The 2,007-nt window shown below is 37.6% G+C and carries 4 protein-coding genes; 3 read left to right on the forward strand and 1 reads right to left on the reverse strand.

Annotation, left to right across the window (positions count from 1 at the left end; translation table 11 throughout):
* Window positions 1-3 precede the first annotated feature (3 nt).
* The 3 genes from V6C71_11635 (at window position 4) to V6C71_11645 (ending at window position 1,837) form a co-directional block, all read left to right on the forward strand.
* Window positions 4-177 (forward strand): hypothetical protein, encoded by a 174-nt coding sequence (locus tag V6C71_11635; GenBank protein ID HEY9769127.1) that lies wholly within the window; start codon window positions 4-6, stop codon window positions 175-177.
* Window positions 178-627: 450 nt separating this feature from the next.
* The gene (locus V6C71_11640) at window positions 628-1,254 is read left to right on the forward strand and encodes a hypothetical protein (protein ID HEY9769128.1); all 627 of its coding nucleotides are present in this window, start codon (window positions 628-630) and stop codon (window positions 1,252-1,254) included.
* Window positions 1,232-1,837, forward strand: coding sequence for an RES family NAD+ phosphorylase (locus V6C71_11645; protein HEY9769129.1), 606 nt, complete (start codon window positions 1,232-1,234; stop codon window positions 1,835-1,837). The genes V6C71_11640 and V6C71_11645 overlap by 23 nt, the downstream gene beginning before the upstream one ends.
* A 56-nt stretch (window positions 1,838-1,893) precedes the next feature.
* Here the strand turns inward: V6C71_11645 and V6C71_11650 are convergent.
* Window positions 1,894-2,007 (reverse strand): IS1 family transposase (locus V6C71_11650; protein ID HEY9769130.1); only part of this gene is annotated, 114 nt, incomplete at its 5' end.

Consider the following 2,007-nt stretch of genomic DNA (forward strand, 5'->3'; position numbering starts at 1 on the left):
CCTCTGAATGTCAGAGAGTGGACATGTCCTAACTGCAACAACCTTAATCTGAGGGATGTCAACGCAGCATTAAATATTTTAGCGGTCGGGCAGACCGTGTTTGCTTGTGGATCTGGCTCTAGCGGGGATGTGTCTTTGACAAAAGTAGCGACCGCTTTATTGGAAACAATGATGTAACTCCAGATGGTGTCTAGTCAGCAAAGGAATTGGAGTAGTTACCTGTATCTATCTCAATCCAAAGATCTCGTCGGTGCGAGGTGAGCAGAGCGCGATCGCCAATCATTCTAATGATTACCAACTAAAAAAATGGTCTTGTTACAGATTACCTGATTCAGCAGCTTGAAAATCCTTCTCTCAAAATGATTCTTGCGTAAGTCCTATCAATAACAAAATTAAGGTAAGAGAATGGGGAATTCAGCTGATTAAAGAGCTTTATGTTGGCGAAGGCTTCACTACTTTAACAGAACTGGCAAATTTTGCCTGTCGTCCTGCACAGTAACAATCCCAAAGATTTCATTTAATAAAATTTAACGAGCTTGATAGCTCTTACGGAGCTAAGTTTAATTAGTTGATCAACTAATTAAACTTATTAGCTAGAATAACATTAATTGACTCAATAAAACGATCATGAATTTCTCAAATTTAGTTAATACCCTGAGCATAGAAGAACAAAAAGAAATATCGGCATATATTAATTTCAGTCGAAAAGTTCATTCTCAAGGATATCGTCCCTTGATAGCTTCAAGTAAAGGTACAACAGCTAAAATTTTGACTGGTGATGATGACTCTCTTAGAGAATTTGTCGAGGAGCTTCTCAAGCCAGATATCTTAGCTGCAATCGAGCGACAAGATCCTTTGCTCAAAGCAAAGCTAAGAGGGATAAAAGCAAGAAATATCATGCTTAACTATCAAGGTCATCCTTGGAAAAGCTCGGATGTTGCAAAGTATTTAGATATTTCAGTTCAAGCAGTTAGTAAAAAACGCAGCGCAAAGAAAATATTAGGGTTATCACTGGGCAAAAGAGGATATGTTTATCCCTGTTGGCAATTTGCCAACAATGGAATCCTGCCAGGCTTATCCGAGATCATATCCATTTTAGAAGCAGGACTAGTTCCAGATTGGGATAAACTAAGATTTTTTATTTCAGAAGACTTTAGGCTGTCAGGAAAAACCCCTCTAGAATATCTACAAAGTTCTAATTTAGAGCCTGTGAAATTGGCAGCAAAGGCTTATGGGGTTCATAGTGCAGCTTGATCCTCATCCTTTGCCTCTAGATAATTTCAACTCGCTGAAGTTACCCATTACTAAAGAGAAAAAAACTTATTATCGTTTAAATCCTGCAAGTTATGGTTCAGCAATCTACTTCGATCGCAGCGGTCGAGGTCGATTTGATTCAACAAATGCCAGTTACGGTATTTGCTATTTGGGAGAGACTATCGAAGTAACTTTTATCGAATCATTTGGTCGCCAACTCGGAGTAAACTTTATATCCCAAGATTTTATCAAAACTAGAAATTTGTTTTCTATTGAAAGCGGCCGTTCATTAGTGCTGTTAGATTTGTTTGGATCGGGGTTAACCAAGTTGGGAGTAGATTCTCGTCTAACTTCTGGTGGAGATTATGCTGTTTCTCGTGCTTGGTGCGAAGCAATTTATCATCACCCATTACAAGTTGATGGCATTAGATATTTTTCACGTCACGATAATACAAGACTGTGTTGCGGTTTATTTGAGAGAAGCAAACTTCAGTTAGAAGAGAAAAATTTAGGGAACTTGATTGATTTCGACGTTACAAAACTTGCTGACATCTTAGAAATATACGACTATGCAATAGCATAAAAAACCTAAATAATTTCCCCTTCTAAATGGGTAGTGTAGCAAGAGTGTTGAAAAGACTAAATTTCTCTTCCAAACTCGTACTTGTTAATGTACAAACCAATTACTAAATCGTGCATCTGAGTTATTTTCGAGAAACAAATAGATTTCCTTTGTAATCTCTTGATTCTTGT

It is taken from the genome of Coleofasciculaceae cyanobacterium (assembly GCA_036703275.1).
Lineage (GTDB): Bacteria > Cyanobacteriota > Cyanobacteriia > Cyanobacteriales > Xenococcaceae > Waterburya.